This window comes from Telluria sp. AC161 (assembly GCF_979258535.1).
In genome coordinates this window covers 3,494,757-3,514,881 of sequence record NZ_OZ409861.1, presented here as the reverse complement: position 1 = coordinate 3,514,881, position 20,125 = coordinate 3,494,757, and the positions used below count along the sequence as shown (strand labels likewise).

Sequence of the window (20,125 nt, the reverse complement as noted above, 5' to 3'; positions counted from 1 at the left end):
GCGATAGCGCCAGCCCTGTTACTACTTGCGGCGCCGGCGTGGCGTGGCCGCCGTGGCAGGGGCGTCCGGGTCGCGCCGCTCGATTGGCGCGGCCGCTGGCGCCGGTGGCGTTGCCGCCATGACGGCGCCGTTGCCGGCAGCCTGGGCGATCGGCGTTGGCTTGGCCGCCGCAGGGCTGGACAGCACATCGAGCGCCGCGTCATCGGGTGCTGGTTCCTGCAGCACGCTGGTCACCGTCTCGATGGTCGGGGCAGGCTGGGGCGCTGATTCTGCCTGTGGCGCTGCGTCGACTTCCGGCTCGGGCGCTTCGGCAACCGGCGCCGGGGCGACGGCGACGGGTTCTGGCGTTGGCGCCGCTGCAACCGCATCGATCGTGCGCTCGGCTGCTGCCTGCACGGTGTCGGCGGTGGCTTTGCCGGCATCGACGACGGCCTGCGCCATGTCGGCGACCGGCGCCATCTCGGCGATCGGCACCGTTACTGTTGCAGGTGCGGGTGCAGGTGCGGGCGTTGCGCTGCGCAGCAGGAATGGCTGGGCGCCGACAGCGATACCGAGCAATTCGCGGCTATACGCGAACAGACTGTGCACCTGTTCTTCGGCATGGCTGCGCAGCACGGCGAGGTCACGCGCATCGCGTGCGCCGATCAACTGGCGGGCGGTCTGCGCCGAGCGCTCGAGGACTTCCTGGGACGTGGTCAGATTGAGCGCCGTGATACGGCTGGCGCTGTCGATTGCCTGGGTGACCAGTGCATTGAGCACCGTGAGCTGAGCGTTCATCGGTGCAGTCAGGTAATTGTTGGGTGCTGCGGACAACTGCTCGGAGAGTGAGGTCATGAAGTTTCCTATCTATCAAGTATGGCGCGCTGCAATAAAGTCAGTGTACCCACGATTGTTGGCCGGTGCAATGAACGTTGGTCGCTTATTCGGTGCGGATGATATTGCGTTGCAGCATTGCCATACGGTTGTGCCACAGTTGCTACAATCGGACAACCATTCAATGGAGTCACCATGGACCTCGTGATCCGCAATACCACGCTGCCCGATGGCCGCACCGGCATCGACATCGGCATTCTGGACGGCCGCATCGCGGCGCTGGCGCCGCAACTGGCAGCACGGGGCGTGCGCGAGATCGACGCCGCAGGCGACCTGGTCAGCCCGCCGTTCGTCGATGCACACTTCCATATGGATGCCACGCTGAGCTACGGCCTGCCGCGCGTCAACCAGAGCGGCACCTTGCTGGAAGGCATCGCGCTGTGGGGCGAGCTGAAACCGCAGCTGAGCCAGGATGCGCTGATCGAGCGCGCGTTGCGTTATTGCGACTGGGCGGTGGCGCGCGGCCTGCTGGCGATCCGCACCCACGTGGACGTCTGCGACGACCGGCTGCTGGCGGTCGAGGCGCTGCTGGAAGTCAAGCGCCGCGTCGCGCCGTATCTCGACCTGCAACTGGTCGCGTTCCCGCAAGACGGCCTGCTGCGCAGCGCCAACGCGTTCGAGAATCTGAAGCGTTCGATCCACATGGGCGTCGATGTCGTGGGCGGCATTCCTCACTTCGAGCGCACGATGGCGCAGGGCGCCGAATCCGTCCGCCTGCTGTGCGAATTCGCGGCTGAGCGGGGCCTGCGCGTGGACATGCACTGCGACGAGAGCGACGACCCGATGTCGCGCCATATCGAAACCCTGGCATATGAAACGCAGCGCCTGGGGCTGCAGGGCAGGGTGGCCGGCTCGCACCTGACGTCGATGCATTCGATGGACAATTATTACGTGAGCAAGCTGATCCCGCTGATCGCGGAGAGCGGCGTGGCAGCGATTGCCAATCCACTCATCAACATTACGCTGCAAGGCCGCAACGACACCTACCCGAAGCGGCGCGGCATGACGCGCGTGCCCGAGCTGATGGCAGCGGGCGTCGACGTCGCCTTCGGCCATGATTGCGTGCTCGACCCGTGGTACGGGATGGGTTCGGGCGACATGCTCGAGGTGGCGCACATGGGCCTGCACGTGGCGCAGATGACGGGACTCGAAGCGATGCAGTCGTGCTTTACCGCCATCACCGAAACGCCTGCGCGCATCCTTGGCCTGGAAGGCTACGGCCTGGCACTGGGCTGCCACGCCGACCTGGTGATCCTCGACGCTGGCTCGACGGTGGAAGCGATCCGCCTGCGCGCCCCGCGCCGCTTCGTGTTACGGCGCGGCCAGGTCGTGGCCGAAGCGCCGGCGGCCGCCAGCCGCCTGCATCTGCAGGGCCGGCCAGGCAGCGCCGACTTCCGCCTCGGCCGTGGCTAAACTGTCAATATAGCGCGTGATAATTCGTGGTTTTTCAGGCAAAATAGCGGACCGCCCTGTCCTGGCACTCCCGTAGATTGTTGTGAAAGACCTTGTTATCCGTCCTGCGCTCGAATCCGACTTCGAGTCGATCTGGGCTATTTTTTGTGCCCATATCGAGGCGGGTGAAACCTATGTTTTCAGCACGGCGACGTCCCGCGAAGCCGGTTACCACTACTGGCTGGGCGAGGGCGTGGGCAGTTTTGTCGCGGTGAGCCCGGGCGGCCGCGTGCTGGGCATGTACCGGTTGGTGCCGAACCAGGTCGGTCGCGGCCACCACGTGGCCAATGCCTCGTACATGGTCAACCCGGCGGCGCAGGGGGCGGGAGTGGGCCGCGCGATGGGGCAGCACAGCTTGAATGAAGCGCGCAGCCGCGGCTATCTGGCGATGCAATTCAACCATGTGGTCAGCACCAATGGGCCGGCCATCGGTCTGTGGAAGAAGCTCGGGTTTTCCATTGTCGGCACGCTGCCCAAGGCGTTTCGCCACAAGCGTCTGGGCTATATCGATGCCTACGTGATGTACCAGCTGCTGCAGGATCCCGATCACTGGCCGACGGCTGATGACGCGCCGGGCGGATAAGGGATGCTGTTGATGCAGTTGCATGTGCTTCTCGGGTAGAAACTGGTCATCAGTAGCATTTCGATCTTGGCAAAATGCTACGATGATCTTAACGTCTGGGGTCGGCCAGAAGCGGACTATCTCTAAGGCGCTAAATACTGCCACTCATAAACAGAAGAGCGCTACATAATTCGCCAATTCAGACGACATGACCTTCCAATTTGCTGTAGTCGACGCGCTCTTGATCGCAGGACGATCTGTTATGTTCTTTGGTAAAGTTGGCAGCGGCGAAGTCCATGTGGGCGACGAACTTTTCTTGCAGTCACCGCGTGGGAAAATTGTAGTAAAAGTTATTGGCCTTGAACCAAGCGGCTTCAGAGTGGCCGGTGCCAAGGCTAGCGATAATGTTACGGTCGTTGTAGAGCACGTAAATCTTGAACCAGTTGCGGACGGGTTTTGTCTTACCGAATCCAATCAAATCCACGTACAGTCCCTTAGGCTGCACGGCCCACAGTGCTAGCATGAGTCGGAGGTACGCATTGAGTCAGTACTGGCCTGACAGTGACCGGCTGATTTCGGCCAGAAGCGGACGTCCATGCGGTCAGCGTCATCGAGGGCCGCGATTAATCATGAGTTTCTCTAACGGAGCAGCTATGTTCAGGCAGGGATTGCCAATCTTACTCTTGGTCAGCGGCCAATTGCTCCTCAACCCCGTATGGGCCGTAAATGGCGACACTCGTCCAGCTGAGCTTGCAACTGCAAATGACAAGCTGAATAAGGCCTACAAAAGCCTGATGACTCAGCTTGAACAAAAAGACCGCGAGAAGCTGAAAAACGCGCAGCGCATCTGGATTTCTCTGCGAGATGCCGATTGCAAATGGGCGAGTCCAGCAGAGCCGTTGGATTGCATGATCGACCGCACCGACCGCACCGACCGGCGAACAGATGAACTCCGAGCGAGTATGTTCAACACTAGTAATGGCAAGTACACTAGCTTGGAATTACAGTAGGTTCGTTCTTAGTATCTAAAACGGGTTGCGGGACTACATCTGCTTTGGGTCGGTAGCGGCCTGTCGTGACAGTCAGTGCTTTTTCACGATGCGAGGGTCAGGTCTGACATTCGGACCCGGACTCTTCCTTGGTGCCTTCACAAAGCCGGTCACAGATAGACTTTTTGTTGAGCTCGTGTCTGAATGTCAGACCTGACCCTCACACGGCTGGGTCGGTACCGGCCCGTCGTGACAGTCAGTGCTTTTTCAAGCCAGGCAAACTGCTAAGCTGACGTGAATGGCCGGGTTCGGCGATAAGCGGACCTCACAAACTTTATTGCATCGAGACGAATATGAACGAATTTACTAAACAGCAAATAGATCTTCAGAATGAGATGGCGGCTTTATCTGGCTGTCGGGCGCAACTCCGCGACTTATGGCTAAAGAATTCGAGCGCAGAATTGCAAGATGCAATGAGCGCGATCCTGGATCGGCTAAAAGCTGCAGAACAAGAATTGGATGCTGTAATACAAGCGAGAGACTTGGATGAAGACCTTCACCATAAGGAAGACGTTCCGATTGTGCGTCTGCGACTAAAGGTTTGATACATATCCCCGTACTTGCTCTTTGGTGCATAAGCGGACTCTACCTAACGTCGGCAACCGGCCAGAAGCGGTCGTCCACCTTCTACAAATTTTGAAGAGATTGCTGATGAACGATAAAAAAGAGCGACGCAAAGTTATAGCCAAGTACCAGGCAAACCCTCTCAGCCGCCTCATATCAGCATCCGAAAGAGGCAACCTCAAGGCTGCAAAAGCCGCCGTGGAGGAAGGAGCGTCGGTAACCGAGCATGATGCTTTTGAGGGGCGCACGGCACTTCATGCGGCGGCTGACGGAGGATCAAAGAAGGTTGCGGAGTACCTTATTGAAGCTGGCGCAGAGTTAAACATCCTGGATAAAAACATGATGACACCCCTTATGAATGCGTGCTCAAAAGGTAAAAAGAGTGGAAGTGGAGTTGCTCTGTTGCTTTTAGAGAAAGGCGCCGATGCATGCTATGTGCGCAAGGACGACGGTATGGATGCAATGAAGTTCGCGCTATGGGGGCAGTGTACTGAAGAGGTCATCAGGCAACTCCAGAACCGCGGGGTTAAGCCACCTGGTCCCGACTGTAGGATTGTTCATATCGATTGACTTGTTTTGAGTGGGTAGTACGTCTGCTTTGGGTCGAAGCCAGAAGTTCGCAAGTTGTGCGGCTAGAGGCGGTATGCCCTACAGACGGTCACAAAAAAATAGGATAAAGTGCCAAATGGTGCTCTCAGCCGGCCGGTGCCGGCGTTAGGAAACAATGTCTCAAGCCTCTAAAACACTGCGCAGTTATCCAATGTTAGCCATGGCCTTGGCTCTTGCTTCGCTGACTGTCACCGGTAGTGCAAGCGCTTCAACTACGCGAGAGATGAATGCCGCTTTCGTGAAGTATGGCTTTGAATACCGCGATGCCGAACGGCCATACGGTTTGCCAATTAAGGCCAAGCTGACGCGGGTAAAAATTGGCGACGAGATCCACGAACTAGACATGGCCAGCCCTCTTACTAGACAGGGTGTGGATAGCACGATTAACTATTATTTATCGCGGCATGCGGCTAATGAACTGTACTTGATTAGCATGCTGGTGGGTGAGCCAATAGGAGATGTCAAAGTCGACCCGAAAAAGGCATTTGTGGATGAACTGCGTTCGGATCTCATCAAGCCACCCTTTGAATCATGGCGCGCCCAGCTTGAGTCTTTCAAGTATCAAGGCGTCACCATCGAAGCGCACTGCGACTTTCACTTTGTACAACTGGAGGGAAAATACTACCAGCTTTACTTCAAGGACCGGGGTTCGTATAAAACAAGCAACGAACCAAGTTGCGACGTCCGCCGTAGCGACTATCGCACAACCAGATGAGAACTCTCGCCGACCACATCGTTCGTAAGATCAATCGCGGCAAGGTACAGACCAGGAGCTACCGTCCGGACGACTAGAAACAAGTATCTGTTTTCCGCACCACAGATTTACGGGTACACTCGCGTATTTTTCAAGGCTGCATGCTAACGTGGTTTAATGCAGGGCCGAGAGCAGACGTTCCGAAGTATCGTGAATATCATGATCTCTCGTATGACCCTGTTCGCGCTGGTTTCGATTAAGTTTCGAGATTCTCTGAAAATTCAAGTGGCTTCTTGGTTAATACGTCTTTTCAGTTATAAATATTATTGGCACGTGTGGCGAAAGCCAAACACCATTTTCTGCCTGGAAAAATTTGAAGCCTTGTTCATGCATAAGCAGGGCTTTGAGCTCCAGTACCATCGGTTTGCCATGTCTCTGGCCAACTGCGCGCGCGGTTTCTTCGTCTTGCGATAGATGGACGTATTGCCGGGAGCCGGGTAACAGTCCGTCTTTTTGGATCGACTCCATAAAACGCGTGGCGGTGCCATGGTAAAGAAATTCCGGGGGCAACCGCGCGACATAGTTAATGTCGACGGTCTCAGTGGAGTGTCCCTGCACGGCGCGGATACGCATACCATCATCAGAAATTGCGAACCGTTTCTTGTCGCTGCTTGCCACTACGGCTTGAATCATGTCACGGTCAAGGTGTTTGCTATCATTGGCGGCGGCGTCGATCAACGCGCCAATGTCGGTCCACCCTTCTCGGTCAAGCGTGATGCCGATTGCGTCTGGCTGGTGCCGTAATACGAAGCTCAAAAATTTGCTGATCTCGGAGTGCTGTTTGCTCATATTCTGTCCGTCTCAAAAATAGTCCCTCGAACATGGTCGCAGGGATCACTTGTATTGTCCGTTCACGCTATCGAGTCGGTATGAAGAATTTCTCGACGCATGAATGTCCAGTCGATCAGGCATTCGATCGATGGGCCGAGCGCCAGTCCTATCTCGCTTAATGCATATTCCACTTTCGGTGGCACCTGCGGATAAATCTTCCGTATCACGATTTCATCTTTTTCCAGTTCTTTAAGCTGCTGGATCAACATTTTTTGATTGACGCCTTCCACACGGCGCTCCAGCTCCGAGAATCGAAGCGGCTGTCTCGCTGCAAACAGCTGGAAGATGATTACGATCTTCCATTTCCCCTCAAGCACGCGCAGCGCCTCACCTGTCGCGGCGGCCCACACGAGCTGCTGTTTTGGATCGTCACATTTCCAGTCACGAGTCGTCATGCACTTACCTTTTGGTGTGTATCCCACTTTTTGGTGGGTTCTTGTCGTTAAAGAAGTTGGTCCATATTATGACAGCACAGACAACGTCAAAAGGAAGCACTATGAAAATCGGCATTTTGGGAACAGGAAACATCGGCAAAACACTGCTCGTCCGCTTGAGCCAGGCTGGGCATGACGTGAAGGTCGCCAATTCGCGCGGCCCTGAAACGATTGACAAGGAACTTCTCGCGTCTGGGGCACGCGCTGTGACGACCGAAGACGCGTTGAAGGAGGTGGATGCCGTCATTTTATCCATCCCCCTTAACCGTATCCCTGGTATCGCATCGCTGGTCGCGGATCTGCCGGATGACACGGTGGTGATCGACACCTCCAACTATTATCCTTTCCGCGACGATAAGATCGGCGCCATCGAGGAAGGGCAGGTGGAGAGTGTGTGGGTTACCGGGCAACTTGGCCGCCCGATTGCAAAAGCATGGAATGCAATCGGTTCAGCCTCTCTGGCCAACAAGGCAAAGCCGGAAGGCGCATCCGACCGCATTGCTATTCCGGTCGCTGCAGATCGTGATCACGATCGCAAGATCGCCATGTCGCTGGTTAACGATACTGGTCTGGACGCCTTCGACGCCGGCTCGCTGGTGGACTCGTGGCGCCAGCAACCGGGCGCGCCCGTGTATTGCACCGATCTGTCGTTTTCCGAGATCAGCGCTGCTCTGGATGCCGCACAACGCGAGCGTTTACCCAAGCGACGGGACCTCGGCGTTGCAGTGATGCAGGAGCGACTTGGCGACGGCACCACCAATCCTGATGAGGATTGGGGCGTGCGACTGGTCCGCGCCATCAATATGTAAACGTGCAGTCTGCGCCGCGCGTGGCGCAGACGTTCTTCAGTTCAACAGGTGGGAGAACTTTGCTGATAAACGGGCATCTCTGTCATGGATACCCCTGAATGACGACGCTCAGCTTTCGCGCTTCACAGTCCCCTGGTCGTACTGGTCGTCGTCAGTCTCACTTGGTGGCATCGCTGCCTGCTGGTCGTCTTCAGTTGCGGCCGGCTCGCCTGCGATGTCGTCGTTGCCTGTGCCGTCACCCATACGCTGCTGATCACGATGTGCGTTGACGTCATTGTTTTCATTTTGCAGTGCCATGCTGATCTCCTCCTCATGAAATATAGCCTCATGATAGGCAGTTACCTTCAGCGCAAGAATAGTCCCGAAGCTGGCGCGAGTGTAGGAATGCACTGTCTACACTCGGCCTGCATGGCCCTGCAACGTCATCTGGATCAGGCTGACAGTTCCCGCCGAATGATCTCTGCGCCTGCGTTCAGCGCAGCAAGCTTGGCTTTTGCGACGTGCCGCGACAACGGCGCCATTCCGCAATTGGTGCAAGGGCACAGCTTGTCGGCGTCAACGAACTTCAGCGCCTTGCGCAAGGTATTGGCAACTTCTTCCGGCGTTTCAATGATATTGCTCGCCACGTCAATCGCACCGACCATCACTTTTTTGCCGCGAATGAGTTCCAGCAGATCCATTGGGACATGCGAGTTGTGGCATTCCAGCGAGACGATATCGATGTTCGATTTTTGCAGCTGCGGGAAGATGGATTCGTACTGGCGCCACTCCGATCCCAGCGTCTTTTTCCAGTCCGTATTGGCTTTGATGCCGTAGCCGTAGCAAATGTGAACTGCCGTTTCGCATTTTAGGCCTTCGATTGCCCGTTCCAGCGTGGCGATGCCCCAATCGTTCACTTCATCGAAAAACACATTGAACGCCGGTTCGTCGAACTGGATGATGTCGACACCGGCGGCTTCCAGCTCGCGCGCTTCCTGGTTCAGGATTTTTGCGAATTCCCAGGCCAGCTTTTCACGGCTTTTGTAGTGGCTGTCGTAGAGCGTGTCGATCATGGTCATCGGACCGGGCAGGGCCCATTTGATCGGCTTGTCCGTTTGCTGGCGCAAGAATTTGGCATCGTCGACGAATACCGGCTTCGGACGGCTGACGGCGCCAACCACGGTCGGTACGCTGGCATCGTAACGATTGCGGATCCTGACCGTCTCGCGCTTCTCGAAATCGACACCGCTCAGGTGTTCAATGAAGGTCGTGACGAAATGCTGGCGCGTCTGCTCGCCATCGCTGACGATATCGATGCCTGTCTGTTGCTGGTCTTCGAGTGACAGGCGCAATGCATCCTGTTTGCCCTCAACCAGTTCCTCGTTCTGTAATTTCCAGGGCGACCAAAGGGTCTCTGGTTCTGCGAGCCAGGCGGGTTTCGGCAGGCTACCGGCGGTTGAAGTGGGCAATAATTTTTTCATGTCAGATCGCTTTGCGTGTTTGGTCTTTAGAAGGTGTAGCTGGCTGCCCAGCGCTCGAGGATTGGCTGGTATGGCTTGATGAAATGTTCTTCAGCAAATTTCCCCTGCTTGACGGCGAGCTGGCTGCGCTCTTCCCGGTCGTACACGATCTGCGTCAGTGAATAATCCTGGTGTTTCAATTTTGGCTGAAAGTGTTTAGCCGCCGAAGCATTGGCGTTATAGATTTCGGGCCGGTAGAATCTTCTGAAACGCCTCCATCGTGCTGACCGTGCCTGTCAGTTCCAGATCGGTGTAGTCGCCCAGCAGATCGCCGACGAAATAGAAGGCCAGTGGCGCAACGCTATTGGGCGGCATGAAGTAGCGCACCTTCAATCCCATCTTGCTGAAGTATTGGTCGGTCAGGGAAGGTTCATCCTGGACGTATTCGACGCCCAGTACAGGATGTTGATGGTCGGCGCGGTGGTACGTCTTGTTGGTTGAAATACTCAGGCAGATCACCGGCGGCTTGCCGAAATGTTGCTTGTAGGCGGCCGACGCAATGAAGCACTGGAAGAGCTTTCCGTGCAGGTCGCCGAAGTTATCCGGGACGCCAAATTCCTGTCGATCCTTGTTGTGATCCGACAGCAGGACGCTGAAATCATAATCGCGCACGTACGACGAAAAATTATTCCCCGCGATGCCTTCGATGCGCTGGTTGGTCTCGCGATCGACGATCGTGGTTTTCAGGATTTCGATCAGCGGAAACGCATCACCACCGCCTTCGGCCGACAGTGCCATCTCGACCGACACGATATCGAGTTCGAGGGCATAACGATCGCCCCTGGGATTGTCCGCCTGGGCCAGCGCATTGAAACGCGCGTCCATCATGTTCAAGGCCTTGCGCAGATTGTCCTGCCGATGTTCTCCCCGGGCCAGGTTCGCGAAATTGGTCGTGATCCGCGTGCCGTCGGCCGGGCGGTAATGTTCATCGAACCGAACGGTCTTGATCGCAAACGTAAAATCTTCATTCATCATAGCCAGCTGCTCCGGGATTGAGAGCACACCTGTGTGTGCCCGGTCCGTCGATTATGACCAGCCAGTCGATTGAATAAAAGTGATGTTATCTCATCCAACGATGAAATTTGCTCATGGTTCCTAACCTGCGCTCACGGTCCTGGCCCCTGCACGCGAGCGTTGTGTAACGCACCCAGCGGCGTCAATGCCGGTGATACGATGGCTGCATTCTCGATCAACCACTCTTACCGAATCGACCCTGCGATGCCAGCCACCGAGTTGCTACCTGACGCTCCTTTCTTCATTGTTCTGAACGCGGGGTCGGGTCATTCCGAAACCGAGATGCGCATCTCCACGATCAACGAGGTCATGGACGCCGGTGGCCGCGTGTGCCATCTGGAAGTGGTGGACGAGCCTGAGCGCATCGAACAGATCGCCAAGGACATGGCGGCCAAGGCCGTCGCCAGTGGCGGCGTGCTGGTGGCCGCTGGCGGCGATGGCACCATCAACACGGTCGCGCACCAGGCGGTGCTGGCCGGATGCGCGTTTGGCGTGCTGCCGCAGGGCACCTTCAACTATTTCGGGCGCACCCACGGGATTCCGGAAGACCTGGCCGAGGCTGTTCACGCGCTGCTGCGCGGCAAGATCAAGCCGGTGCAGGTAGGCATGCTCAACGACAAGATCTTCCTGGTCAATGCGAGTGTTGGCCTGTACCCGGCACTGCTCGAAGAGCGCGAGCACGACAAGCGCGAGTTCGGACGCAGCCGTGTGGTCGCGTTTCTGTCGGCCATCAAGATGGCGCTGCGGGCGCATCGCCACCTGCAGATCCGGCTTGAGCTGGATGGCAAGGAGCAACGCTTGCGCACGACGACGCTGTTCGTTGGGAACAATCGCCTGCAGATGGAGCAGGTCGGCATGGAGCAGTTGACCGATGCGGTCGAGGATGGCCAGCTGGCGGCGCTGGCGCCCAAGCCGATGGGCAAGTTGGGTCTGCTGGGCCTGCTTGTGCGCGGCGCGCTTGGCAAGCTGGGCAACGCCGACGACGTCGTGGCGTTCTCGTTCAAGCGCATGACCGTGCGCACGCCGTCGCTGTACGGGCGCAAGCGCTTGAAGGTCGCCGTCGATGGCGAAGTCAGCAAAATGGCGACGCCGTTCGAGTTCCGGGTGCTGGAAGGGCGCCTCAAGCTGCTGCTGGCGCCGCCACAGGCAGCCGCCGCCACAACGGACGCCGCTGCCTGAACCGGCCTATTTCACCCGCAGCAAGCGCACGCCATGGATGTCGAACCGGTTCGCCGGTTCGGCGCCACCGGCACCCGTGAAGGTGCGGTTGCTTTCCAGGTAGCTCATATTGTAGAAGTCCGTCATCTCGAGGCGGTAGCTGCCGGCCTGCAGGCGCGCGGCCAGCGGCGTCGAATACACGGTGGGCGTCGCGCCCTTGAACAGCGGCGCATGCGGCAACTGAATCACGCCCTGGGCCACAACCTTGCCAGCGCCATTCTTCAATGTCAGCCACTTTACGCCGCCGCTGATCCCCAGATTCACCTGGTTCGCACCATTGTGATAGCGCACCTGAAACCGGTAGTCGCCTGCGCTTTCGACGCGCATCCCGTCCACGGCAAAGCGGTCTTGCGGCCGGCCCCAGTCGCGGATTGCGGGTAGTGAAAAGCGCGCATCCGGCGCCGTGGGCGTCAGGTTCGACGTCACGCGCGGGTCGGTGACGCCGATGTCGACGCCTGTGCCAGCAACCCCGTCGATGCAGCGCGGCTGGCTGTGGTGACTGACATTGCCGCTGTCGGCAAAGCGCGCTTCCACTGCGTAGCACGACGCCACACCGGCCTTGTCGTCGGTCCAGGCGCCGGCCGGCAGCTTGTCGGCCACCAGTTTGCCGTCGCGGTAGACGCGGTAGGTCACACCCGCCGCATTCCGGTTCGCGCCAATCGTCAATTCTACGGCGTCGGACGATGCACGCGTCAGCGCCTCGATCACCGGTTCGCGTGGCCCGAACGTGACGGACGATTCTTCATACGGATTGGCCTGCACGCGGCGGATGCCCTGCGCACCGGCGACGAGTTTGCCCAGCACGATCTCGATGCGATTCTCGGCCTGCAAATCACCCGTGCGCAGCGTGTCCTTGACCTGCTTGCCGTTCAACAGAATGCGTTCGACCCGGTGATAGCCGTCGCCTTCGGCCGCTGGTGGCAGGCGCAGCACCACGTCGATGCGCTTGCCGTGCAGGCGCAGGTCGTGCAGCGCAATCTCGTTGGTCGCGCCAAAGGTTTCTCGCCGCAGCCTGGCCGTCACGAACGGGCGCAGCGCGATGCCGTCGTCCTGCACGGTCACGCCGAACACATTGTCGATCACCATGCCCAGATACCCGCCGACCGACCATAACTGGCGGCGCGAGTTGATCACGGGGCCGCTCAGCGCCGGAGTCTTCTCGTCGAGCAGCAGCGGCTGGCCCGACAACCACTCGAGGTTTTCCATGTTCGACAGGTTCACCGCTGCGCCGCGCATCAGCGTTGCGTAGGCGGCGTCGGCCACCGCCGCGTTCTTGCCCTGCGCCGCAGCGCGCAAGCCGTACGCGGTGACGAAGGGCCAGATGGCGCGGTTGTGGTACACCGGCGCGCCAATTTGCTGCGGCCAGATCACCGGCGCGCCCATCGGACCATGCGGATAGCGCGCCAGGATCGATGCCGTCTGTTTGTCGTCGGCGACGCCGCTGACAATCGCCAGCGCCTGGCCGAGCCAGTCGAACTTGTGCAGCGGCGCGCCGTCCAGATGGCCGGCGGTGAGGCTGCTGTACATGCCTTCTTCGGCCAGCCAGAGCTCCTTGTTGATCGCGCGTTTCAGCGCCAATGCCCAGCGCGTGTAGCGCGCGGCCCTGGCTGCATCGCGCTGTTCGCGCGCCAGTTGCGCCGCCAGCTTGAGCGCCTGGAAGATCACGACGTTGGTCGACAGTGCCTTCGAGCTGGCCATCGACGCCAGGTCGCCCGGCATCCACGCAGCGTAGGTCTGGTCGCGCCAGTCGAGGAACGATTCTTCGCCCGTGTACAGGCCCGTGGCCGCATCAAATGCCGCCACGCGGTCGATCTCGAGCGTGTTCGACAGCGCCTTTAACGCCTTGCTGGCGAATGCCGCGCGCTCCGCAGCGGGGAGCATGCGCAGTGTTTCTTCGGCCGCGAAAGCCCACGTCAGGCGGTCGGTGCTGACCGGCCAGCTGCCGCCACTGCCGGTGTCCTGGACGATCTGCAGGCCGTCCGCCGTGGCAGGGATCTGCGCCACCGGCGTGACGCCGGCGCGCCAGCCCGAGAGTTTGAAGTCGAGCGAATTGCGCACACGCTGCGGGTCGAGCAGGGCCAGGCCCAGGTCGGCCGCATACGACAGGTCGCGCGTCCAGACATACGCCCACTTTTCTCCGGTGGAGAAGCAGTCGCAATCGATGGCGTTGCCGCCGTTGTAGTTGCCGTCCTTGATCTGGCTGACCGAATTAAGGCGCATCTCGGCGCCGGCCAGCGCGAACAGCGCGTCGAAGGCGAGGTTGCCGGTGCGGGCGCGCGGCAAGCCTTCCTGCTCGGCATACGCCACATGCTGCGGACCGGGATCGCGCAAGCTCATCGTGCTCGACTGGACATACTGGCGGAGCAGCGCCTGCGCATCGGGCGTCGAGTAGCGCACCGTCTCGGTCTTGCCGTCCCACGTTGGCCAGGCTTGCGTGGCGACGGCAGCGTGGCCCGCATGCGGATCGGGCGCGCTGGCACGGTCGGCATCGGGAAGGCGCGTGACCTTCAGGGCAGGTTTGGCCGGATCGCTCGCATCCAGCGTGAAGCGGTAAGTGACGGAGGTGCGCACGAACAGGAACGTCTCGGGTCCGGACAAGCGTTCGAGCTGGTACGCGGTGTCGGGCGCCACATTGACGCTCTTGTCCGGATCGATCACCCACTCGGCAGCCCAATCGCTGCTGCCGAGTTTGAAGGCGTGGTTGCCCGGCGCGACAGCGATGTCGGCCTGGTAAATGCCCTTGCCCTTGGGCGCCAGCGCATCGGCCGTTCCCCAGCCATTGAACGCGCCGCGCACGAACAAGGCGGCATCCAACTGCGCGTGGGCGGCGCCGCAGGCGAGGAGGGCGGCCAGTGCGATGGCGCTGCGCATCATCGTGCTGCCTCCAGCTCCAGGATCACCGAAGCACGAGCGGGCAGGGTCAGCTTCGAGCGCAGGTCGAACGTCTTGCCGGTCAGGACATCCACGCCGCTGGTCACGCCCGTGAGCATTTCACGGAAACGGTCGACATCGAGCGCCATTTCTTTCGCGTTGTTGTTGAACGCGACCAGCACCTTCTTGTCCGCGTTGTAGCGGAAATAGACGTAGGTATTGTTCTGCGGCCCGTAATGCATCATGCGGCCGCTGTGGATCACCGGCTGGCCCTTGCGCCAGTTGGCCAGCTTGCGCACGAACGCCTGCGCCGCGCGCGGCTTGTCCTTCAGGCCCGTACCGGTAAAGGCATTGACCTTGTCGCCGGCCCAGCCGCCCGGGAACGGGATGCGGTAGCTGGCATCGTCGCGATCTTTCGTCGGGCTGGTAAACAGCAGCTCGTCGCCCACGTAGAACTGCGGGATGCGCGGCGCCGTCATCATGAACACCATCGCCATCTTGTACTTGTCGAAGTCTTCGCCGGCGACGCTGTAGATGCGCGACATGTCGTGGTTGTCCGCGAACAGCACCAGGTTGCCCGGTTCCGGATACAGGTAGTCGAGCGACAGCGTCTCGTACACGTCCGAGAACACGTTGCCGCCTTTCTTGTCCGCCAGCGCGTTGCGCATCGCCTCGGCCACCGGGAAGTCCATCATGCTCGGCATGTAGGCGCGGTAGCCGTCGAAGTTGTCCTTGCCGCGCTGCCAGCGCGCCACGACCGGCACCTTGATGCTCCACTCTTCGCCGACCAGGTTCAGGTTCGGGTATTCGGCCATGATGCGGCGCGTGTACTCCGACAAAAACGCGCTGTCCGAATAACCGAACGTGTCGATGCGCAGGCCCGAGAGCTTCGCGTATTCGATCCACCAGATGTTGTTCTGGATGATGTAGTTGGCCAGCAGCGGATTGGACTGGTTCAGGTCGGGCATGCTCTTGACGAACCAGCCGCGCGTGAAGTTGTCGGCATCTTCCTTCGAGCCGTACGGGTCCTGCACCGCCGTGTGGTAGTGCTGGGTCGGGACGAACTTGTCGTTGTAGTTGATCCAGTCCGGCGCCGGCACATCCTTCATCCACCAGTGATGCGAACCGATATGCGACAGCACGACGTCCTGGATGATGCCGATGCCGCGCTTCTTCGCTTCGGTCGACAGGCGCACGAAGTCTTCGTTGCTGCCATAGCGCGGGTCGATCTTGTACAGGTCCGTGGCTGCATAGCCGTGGTACGAGTAGCCCGGCATATTGTTTTCGATGAGCGGCGTCGGCCACAGCTGCGTGAAGCCCATGTCCGCGATGTAGTCGAGGTGGTTGATCGCGCCCTGGATGTCGCCGCCGTGGCGACCCAGGCCGCCCTTGCGGTCAGCCTTGTCGAGCATGCCGGCGACGTTGTCGTTGGACGGGTCGCCATTGGCGAAGCGGTCCGGCATGATCTGGTAGATCGCGTCCTTGCTGGAAAAACCCTGGCGCGTGGCGGAACCCGGATCGCGCGCCAGCAGGCGGTAGGCATGCGTGGTCGTGCGGCCGGCGCCGCTGAACGTGATGTCGAACGTGCCGGGCGCCACCTTCGCGTCGAGCACGAGGTCGATGAACAGGTAGTTTCGGTTCGGTGTGCGCGTGACGGACGCGATGCGCGCGCCAGGGTAGGTCAGCGTCGGCGTCAGATCGCCAATCGCCTCGCCATGGACCATCAGCTGAACCTTGTTGTCGTGCATGCCAGCCCACCAGAACGGCGGCTCCATGCGGTCGATGGCCGGGGCCTGGGCGAAGGCGGCAAGCGAAGCGCTGCCGAGCACGATGGTGGCGAGGAGTTGTCTCATGGGTTCTGGGGCTGGTGCCAGTCGCGATACTGCTGACGTAGTTGGACTACAGGGTCTGCATGTCGACGCTGGAACGCGGGGCCGGTAATTGTTGTGTTGATGGAAGGTTACTATAAACCCTGCTGTCCAACAATCATGTGGGGCGGATGCGATTTCACCCCGACTACATAGGCTCAAGACAGGCCAACCTTCAGATTGCCTTCAGATTCGGTGCGAAAGTCTTTTAAGGCGCTGAAAACCCCGCAAATGTGTAGCCCAAGTACAACGTGCACAATGTTGTTGTCGTGCAAAGCATGCCATGATCCTCGCCACACATTGCTGCCTGTTCCGGTTCTAGTTTTAGTACAGAGCTGTAACGGGCAGTTAAGAAAAACCGAGGAGACACATGAACGCCACCGCCACCCGGGCCACACAGGCCCGCCGCCGTACTGCAGCCACTTTTGCATTCCCGTTGAACCCGTTCGCCGCCGGTTGCGCCGTGCTGCTGTCGGTCCTGGCAGGTAACGCGTATGCGCAAGCCTCGGGCAGCGAAGAAGCCACCCCCGTTGCACCGAACACCCCCGTGGCCGCCGCCACGGTGCAGACGCCGGAAGAAGCGCCGGCCGCCGCACCCACCGCGTTCCCGAACGGCGCCGTCTCGAAAGTGACCGTGACCGGTATCCGTACCGGTATCGAAGCGGCGATCTCGATCAAGCGCAATTCGAACTCGATCGTTGAAGCGATCTCGGCCGAAGACATCGGCAAATTGCCGGACACGTCGGTCGCTGAATCGATCGCGCGCCTGCCGGGCGTGACCGCCCAGCGCAGCCGCGGTTCGGGACGTGCATCGGAAATCTCGGTGCGCGGCCTGTCGCCAAGCTTCAACGGCACGCTGCTCAACGGCCGCGAAATGGCCTCGACCGGCAATGCCCGCAATCCTGAATTCGACCTGTTCCCGTCCGAGCTGATGGGCGGTGTCGTGATCTACAAGACGCCGGACGCGAGCGTCATCGGCCAGGGCCTGGCCGCGACGATCGACCTGAAAACCGTGCAGCCGCTGGACTTCGGCAAGCGCGTCATCGCCGCCAACTACAAGCGCAGCCGCCTGGGCGTGCGCACTGCCGAAGAAGGCAGCGGCGACCGCGTCTCGTTCTCGTACATCGACCAGTTCGCCGACCGCAAGTTCGGCATTGCGCTGGGCATCACGTCGTATGACGAAACCGGCGGCGAGCAGCGCAAGTTCGACGCCTGGGGCGGCAACACGGCAGCCCTGCCATTCAATGGCCAGAACGTGCTGGTGCCGCTGGGCTTTACCGCCGACACCGAATCGACGTCGCACAAGCGTGACGGCGCCTTCATGTCGCTGCAGTTCCGTCCGAACCGCGATTTCCGCTCGACCCTCGACCTGTTCTATTCGGCCGGCGAGACGGGCTTAAAGCGCAGCGGTTTCGAAGGTGCGGTCGGCTCGAACACGTCGGGCCTGTATGACCCGGCCGGCGTGCTGCAGAACGTCGTCGTGCAGAACGGTGTCGCTACCAGCGGCACGCTGACCAACTACAAGGGCGTGGTGCGTAACCACGTCGAGACGTCGGAAGACGACCTGAAGACGGTCGGCTGGAAGAACGAACTGAAGCTGGGCGACTGGAGCACCAGTGCCGACATCACGTGGTCGAAAGCGACCAAGCTGAGCGCGCGCTATGAAACCACCGCCGGCCTGCCGGGTAATGCCAATCCGCTGGACACGATCTCGTGGACTGGCTTTAACGGCGGCAATTTCACCGACGTCGCCTGGCGCACGGGCCTGAACTATTCGGACCGCGCGGTCGCGCAACTGACCGACGTGAACGGCTGGTCGGGCACCGCCACCAACATCCTGCCGCAAGCCGGTTACCTGGCCCAGCCGTACGTCGAAGACACGCTCAAGGCGATCCGCCTGAACGCCAAGCGTCCGGTGGAGTGGGGCCCGATGTCGGCCGTGCAGTTCGGCTACAACTTCACCGACCGCGAAAAAGCGCGCAGCGGCGAAGAAGGCCGTCTCGAAATCCTGGGCGGCGCCCAGTTCGCTGCGCAGACGATGCCGGGCACGGGCACTGCCATTGCCGGCACCACCGGCATCCCGATCGCGTCGTGGAATCCGTCCGGCTCGCTCGGCACCGTGTACCAGCTGGCCACCAAGGTCAACGCCGACATTCTGACCAAGTTCTGGGATGTCAAGGAAACGGTCCAGACCGCTTACCTGATGGGCGACCTGAACGGCGAGCTGTTCGGCTTCGAATACCGCGGTAACGTCGGAACGCAATTCGTGCACACGAAGCAGACGGGCGGCGGCTACAACAGCGGCAACTGCACCGGCGAAACGGCCGATGCCTGCCCGGCCGTGCGCGTTGTCGACAGCGTCAGCTACTGGGACGTGCTGCCAAGCCTGAACCTGTCGTTCGACCTGAAGAATGACCAGGTGCTGCGCATGGGTCTGGCGCAAGTGCTGTCGCGTCCGAACCTGGACGACCTGCGCGGCGGCATCGGCTTTGGCGTGAACACCGGCGTGACCAACCCGTTCATCAGCGGTGGCGGCGGTAACCCGGGGCTCAAGCCGTTCAAGGCCAAGGCGTTCGACCTGTCGTACGAAAAGTACTTCGCGAAGAAGGGCTATGTCAGCGCGGCCGTGTTCTACAAGAAGCTCGACACGTTCATCCTGCGCACGCCGTCGGAATACGACTTCGCGCCATGGACGACCTCGACCACGCCGCTGCCGACCACCGGCGACTTCGCCGGCTCGACCGTCGGTGTGCTGAACCGTCCTGAAAACGGCGAAGGCGGCAGCATCAAGGGTTACGAGCTGGCGGTGAACATTCCGCTGAACATGGTCAGCGACTGGCTGGACGGCTTCGGCATCATGGCCAACCATTCGTTCACCAGCTCGGCCATTGACATCCCGGCTCTGGGCTTTGGCAACGTGCAGACGTCGGCGCAGTCGATCCCGCTGCCGGGCCTGTCGCGCAAGGTCAGCAATCTGCGCGTGTACTACGAAAAGTACGGCTTCCAGATCGCCGCCGCAGCGCGCAAGCGTTCGGACTTCCTGGGCCAGTCGCCCGACTTCTCGGACACGCTGCAGTACACGTTCGTGAAGGGCGAGACCATCGTCGACTTCCAGCTGTCGTATGAAATCCAGTCGGGCTTCGCCAAGGGCTTGTCGGTGTTTGCCCAGGCAAACAACTGGAACAATGCGCCGTACCAGGAGTACACGAACAGCAGCGATTCGATCACCCGTCGCGTCGACTACGGCCGCACCTACCAGTTCGGCGCCAACTACAAGTTCTGATGACCGGCGAGGCTGTGTAGCAGCCTTCGATCCGCGCCAAGCCATCCCCGACAGCCGAAAGGCTGCCGGGGATTTTTTTTGCCTGTTGTAAAAATACAAAATTCGTGTAGTGAAGTTACAACCCCTCTTGCAATGCCTGAATGTTTTACTACATCCTGCGCACTGATTCGGTGCAATCAAGCATAAACCGTTGCTTTTTGGAGCGTTTGTAGCGCGACTACACGCGTTAAAAACCACACGTGCGCTGCTCATCAGTTAATAAGTCCTTGTTTTCATTGAATATCGTGACAGCGGATGACCCGAGTTCGTTTGAAACCAACTCCCGTTGACAGTGCATCTAGTTTTAATACAGAATCCCGCCGAGCGTTGATGTTGAGGCGTGTCATAACAAAGTCCCGAACATGCGGTTGAAAGCTGCTCTAGGGAAATTACGTC

The 20,125-nt window shown here is 59.8% G+C and carries 16 protein-coding genes and 1 pseudogene; 9 read left to right on the top strand and 8 right to left on the bottom strand.

Features of this window, described 5'->3' with window-relative positions; translation table 11 throughout:
• Positions 1–21 precede the first annotated feature (21 nt).
• Positions 22–834, bottom strand: coding sequence for a phasin family protein (locus ACZ0AJ_RS15715; protein WP_499455394.1), 813 nt, complete (start codon positions 832–834; stop codon positions 22–24).
• Between the two features lie 174 nt (positions 835–1,008).
• On the opposite strand from ACZ0AJ_RS15715, the gene ACZ0AJ_RS15710 reads away from it, so the two are divergent.
• From ACZ0AJ_RS15710 to ACZ0AJ_RS15685, 6 genes are all read left to right on the top strand, one after another.
• Entirely contained in the window at positions 1,009–2,286 is a 1,278-nt protein-coding gene (locus ACZ0AJ_RS15710; protein ID WP_499455392.1) for an amidohydrolase family protein, read from the top strand.
• A gap of 82 nt (positions 2,287–2,368) precedes the next feature.
• Positions 2,369–2,908 carry a GNAT family N-acetyltransferase gene (locus tag ACZ0AJ_RS15705; RefSeq protein ID WP_258835497.1) on the top strand — a complete coding sequence of 180 codons (540 nt, stop codon included), beginning with the start codon at positions 2,369–2,371 and terminating at the stop codon, positions 2,906–2,908.
• A 608-nt stretch (positions 2,909–3,516) separates the two neighbouring features.
• Entirely contained in the window at positions 3,517–3,897 is a 381-nt protein-coding gene (locus tag ACZ0AJ_RS15700; RefSeq protein WP_499455390.1) for a lysozyme inhibitor LprI family protein, read from the top strand.
• A gap of 332 nt (positions 3,898–4,229) precedes the next feature.
• The gene (locus tag ACZ0AJ_RS15695) at positions 4,230–4,481 is read left to right on the top strand and encodes a hypothetical protein (protein WP_499455389.1); all 252 of its coding nucleotides are present in this window, start codon (positions 4,230–4,232) and stop codon (positions 4,479–4,481) included.
• A 25-nt stretch (positions 4,482–4,506) separates the two neighbouring features.
• Complete coding sequence (locus tag ACZ0AJ_RS15690) at positions 4,507–5,070, top strand: ankyrin repeat domain-containing protein (protein ID WP_499455388.1); 564 nt, start codon at positions 4,507–4,509, stop codon at positions 5,068–5,070.
• Between the two features lie 154 nt (positions 5,071–5,224).
• Positions 5,225–5,824, top strand: a complete 600-nt coding sequence (locus tag ACZ0AJ_RS15685; RefSeq protein ID WP_499455387.1) for a hypothetical protein — start codon at positions 5,225–5,227, stop codon at positions 5,822–5,824.
• 276 nt (positions 5,825–6,100) lie between these two features.
• On the opposite strand, the gene ACZ0AJ_RS15680 is transcribed toward ACZ0AJ_RS15685, so the two are convergent.
• The gene (locus ACZ0AJ_RS15680) at positions 6,101–6,652 is read right to left on the bottom strand and encodes an RNA 2'-phosphotransferase (protein WP_499455386.1); all 552 of its coding nucleotides are present in this window, start codon (positions 6,650–6,652) and stop codon (positions 6,101–6,103) included.
• Between the two features lie 62 nt (positions 6,653–6,714).
• The gene (locus ACZ0AJ_RS15675) at positions 6,715–7,089 is read right to left on the bottom strand and encodes a winged helix-turn-helix transcriptional regulator (protein WP_499455384.1); all 375 of its coding nucleotides are present in this window, start codon (positions 7,087–7,089) and stop codon (positions 6,715–6,717) included.
• A 101-nt stretch (positions 7,090–7,190) separates the two neighbouring features.
• On the opposite strand from ACZ0AJ_RS15675, the gene ACZ0AJ_RS15670 reads away from it, so the two are divergent.
• Positions 7,191–7,937 (top strand): NADPH-dependent F420 reductase, encoded by a 747-nt coding sequence (locus ACZ0AJ_RS15670; RefSeq protein WP_499455555.1) that lies wholly within the window; start codon positions 7,191–7,193, stop codon positions 7,935–7,937.
• Between the two features lie 108 nt (positions 7,938–8,045).
• Here the strand turns inward: ACZ0AJ_RS15670 and ACZ0AJ_RS15665 are convergent, their stop codons facing one another.
• The 3 genes and pseudogenes from ACZ0AJ_RS15665 to ACZ0AJ_RS15655 all read right to left on the bottom strand — a co-directional run bounded on the left by ACZ0AJ_RS15665 (position 8,046) and on the right by ACZ0AJ_RS15655 (position 10,408).
• Positions 8,046–8,234, bottom strand: a complete 189-nt coding sequence (locus ACZ0AJ_RS15665; RefSeq protein ID WP_499455380.1) for a hypothetical protein — start codon at positions 8,232–8,234, stop codon at positions 8,046–8,048.
• A gap of 134 nt (positions 8,235–8,368) precedes the next feature.
• Positions 8,369–9,397: a methionine synthase gene (locus ACZ0AJ_RS15660; protein WP_499455378.1), complete on the bottom strand. Its 1,029-nt coding sequence runs from the start codon at positions 9,395–9,397 to the stop codon at positions 8,369–8,371.
• A gap of 26 nt (positions 9,398–9,423) precedes the next feature.
• Positions 9,424–10,408: pseudogene (locus ACZ0AJ_RS15655) on the bottom strand (DUF1852 domain-containing protein).
• A 246-nt stretch (positions 10,409–10,654) separates the two neighbouring features.
• Here ACZ0AJ_RS15655 and ACZ0AJ_RS15650 point away from each other — a divergent pair.
• On the top strand, positions 10,655–11,629 hold the full coding sequence (locus ACZ0AJ_RS15650) for a diacylglycerol/lipid kinase family protein (protein ID WP_499455376.1): 975 nt from the start codon (positions 10,655–10,657) through the stop codon (positions 11,627–11,629).
• 6 nt (positions 11,630–11,635) lie between these two features.
• Here ACZ0AJ_RS15650 and ACZ0AJ_RS15645 read toward each other — a convergent pair whose 3' ends face one another.
• Positions 11,636–14,542 carry an alpha-L-rhamnosidase-related protein gene (locus tag ACZ0AJ_RS15645; protein ID WP_499455552.1) on the bottom strand — a complete coding sequence of 969 codons (2,907 nt, stop codon included), beginning with the start codon at positions 14,540–14,542 and terminating at the stop codon, positions 11,636–11,638.
• Complete coding sequence (locus ACZ0AJ_RS15640; protein WP_499455373.1) at positions 14,539–16,392, bottom strand: glycoside hydrolase family 13 protein; 1,854 nt, start codon at positions 16,390–16,392, stop codon at positions 14,539–14,541. The genes ACZ0AJ_RS15645 and ACZ0AJ_RS15640 overlap by 4 nt, the downstream gene beginning before the upstream one ends.
• A 385-nt stretch (positions 16,393–16,777) precedes the next feature.
• Here ACZ0AJ_RS15640 and ACZ0AJ_RS15635 point away from each other — a divergent pair, with 385 nt between their 5' ends.
• Positions 16,778–19,690, top strand: coding sequence for a TonB-dependent receptor (locus tag ACZ0AJ_RS15635; RefSeq protein ID WP_499455372.1), 2,913 nt, complete (start codon positions 16,778–16,780; stop codon positions 19,688–19,690).
• Positions 19,691–20,125: the final 435 nt, after the last annotated feature.

Bases quoted from the DNA above. Each gene is read 5' to 3' on its own strand.
- ACZ0AJ_RS15715 (WP_499455394.1), bottom strand. From the start codon at position 834: ATGACCTCACTCTCCGAGCAGTTGTCCGCAGCACCCAACAATTACCTG.
- ACZ0AJ_RS15710 (WP_499455392.1), top strand. From the start codon at position 1,009: ATGGACCTCGTGATCCGCAATACCACGCTGCCCGATGGCCGCACCGGC.
- ACZ0AJ_RS15700 (WP_499455390.1), top strand. From the start codon at position 3,517: ATGAGTTTCTCTAACGGAGCAGCTATGTTCAGGCAGGGATTGCCAATC.
- ACZ0AJ_RS15695 (WP_499455389.1), top strand. From the start codon at position 4,230: ATGAACGAATTTACTAAACAGCAAATAGATCTTCAGAATGAGATGGCG.
- ACZ0AJ_RS15685 (WP_499455387.1), top strand. From the start codon at position 5,225: ATGTCTCAAGCCTCTAAAACACTGCGCAGTTATCCAATGTTAGCCATG.
- ACZ0AJ_RS15680 (WP_499455386.1), bottom strand. From the start codon at position 6,652: ATGAGCAAACAGCACTCCGAGATCAGCAAATTTTTGAGCTTCGTATTA.
- ACZ0AJ_RS15675 (WP_499455384.1), bottom strand. From the start codon at position 7,089: ATGACGACTCGTGACTGGAAATGTGACGATCCAAAACAGCAGCTCGTG.
- ACZ0AJ_RS15670 (WP_499455555.1), top strand. From the start codon at position 7,191: ATGAAAATCGGCATTTTGGGAACAGGAAACATCGGCAAAACACTGCTC.
- ACZ0AJ_RS15665 (WP_499455380.1), bottom strand. From the start codon at position 8,234: ATGGCACTGCAAAATGAAAACAATGACGTCAACGCACATCGTGATCAG.
- ACZ0AJ_RS15660 (WP_499455378.1), bottom strand. From the start codon at position 9,397: ATGAAAAAATTATTGCCCACTTCAACCGCCGGTAGCCTGCCGAAACCC.
- ACZ0AJ_RS15650 (WP_499455376.1), top strand. From the start codon at position 10,655: ATGCCAGCCACCGAGTTGCTACCTGACGCTCCTTTCTTCATTGTTCTG.
- ACZ0AJ_RS15645 (WP_499455552.1), bottom strand. From the start codon at position 14,542: ATGATGCGCAGCGCCATCGCACTGGCCGCCCTCCTCGCCTGCGGCGCC.
- ACZ0AJ_RS15640 (WP_499455373.1), bottom strand. From the start codon at position 16,392: ATGAGACAACTCCTCGCCACCATCGTGCTCGGCAGCGCTTCGCTTGCC.
- ACZ0AJ_RS15635 (WP_499455372.1), top strand. From the start codon at position 16,778: ATGAACGCCACCGCCACCCGGGCCACACAGGCCCGCCGCCGTACTGCA.